The following is a 1,290-nucleotide window of genomic DNA, read 5'->3' on the forward strand; positions in this document are numbered from 1 at the left end:
ATCGGTCTCGGCAAGATGGGCGGCAACATGCGCGAGCGGATCCGCCGCGCCGGCCGCCGAGCTGGACGGGCCGCATCGACAACGCCTCTCTCGGCACCGCGGCGGGCCTCGCCTGGCTGCTCCAGCCGTGGGCCATGGTCGGCGCCGGCGCCGCCACCGTCGTCGACGCCGACCTCTCCTCCCTCTCCGACTGGCTCGCCCTGACCGGCTACTGCCTGCTCGCCACCCTCAGCCTGCTGGTCATGGAGCTCTACGCCGTCTGGGCCCCGGGCGCCGCGGAGGCCCGGCTGACCGCCCTGCGGAGCTGGCTCGCCCGGCACCAGGACCAACTGGTGATCACCCTCTCCCTGCTGGCCGGACTCTGGCTGACCGCCGCGAGCATCTACCAACTCGTCGCCTGACGATCCGCAGCGCACGCGGTCAGGCCCCGGCGGAGTCCTGGAAAGCGGCTGGCGGCCGGGGCGCGCTCCGGGCGTGGGCCCACCGGCACGGCCGGGTGTCCTGTGCGGCGATCCCGTACCCGCTGCTCGAACCGGTCCCCGTGGCGCGGGAAGATGTCCGGTGCAACGCGAACGGGAAGGAAAGCGGATGAACGGCATCCCGGCGGAGATCGACACCCCGGAGATCATGGTCGAGCTGGACGTGCTCGACCGCAACATCGCACGCATGGCAGCCGCCCAGCGGGCCAAGGGCCTGCGGCTGCGCCCCCACGCCAAGACCCACAAGATGCCGGAGATCGCCGCCCGGCAGCTCGCGGCGGGCGCCGTCGGGCTGACGGTGGCGACCATCGGGGAGGCCGAGGTCTTCGCCGAGCACGGCGCCACCGACCTCTTCATCGCCTATCCGCTGTGGATCGGGCCCCGGCAGGCGGAGCGGCTGGGGCGGCTCGGCACCACGGCGAGGATCGCGATCGGCATGGACTCCGCCGAGGCGGCCGAAGCGGCGGGCCGCCACCTGGGGCCCGCGGCGGGCGACATCGAGGTCCTGGTCGAGATCGACAGCGGCCACCACCGCAGCGGCGTCCGCCCGGAACAGGCCGTGGCGGTGGCCAAGGCGGCGGCCGGTGCCGGGCTCCGTGTCGCGGGCGTGTTCACCTTCCCCGGCCACGGCTACGCACCGGACATGCCCGCGAAGGCGGCGGACCAGGAGCAGGAGGCCCTCGGGCGGGCCGCCGAACTGCTCGCCGCCGCGGGCTTCGAGGTCACGCGGGTGAGCGGCGGCTCCACCCCGACCGCGGAGCTGACCGGGACCTCGGCGGCCACCGAGGTGCGGCCGGGCGTCTACGTGTTC

General features: G+C 74.7%; 2 protein-coding genes. Both read left to right on the forward strand.

The window, feature by feature from the left end:
- On the forward strand, positions 1-401 hold a 401-nt coding region (locus tag ABZ885_RS41360; protein WP_360200398.1), incomplete at its 5' end, for a GAP family protein.
- A 187-nt stretch (positions 402-588) separates the two neighbouring features.
- Positions 589-1,290: alanine racemase (locus ABZ885_RS41365; RefSeq protein WP_360200400.1), on the forward strand; the 702-nt coding region annotated here is incomplete at its 3' end.

Source organism: Kitasatospora sp. NPDC047058 (genome assembly GCF_040643935.1).
Lineage (GTDB): Bacteria > Actinomycetota > Actinomycetes > Streptomycetales > Streptomycetaceae > Kitasatospora.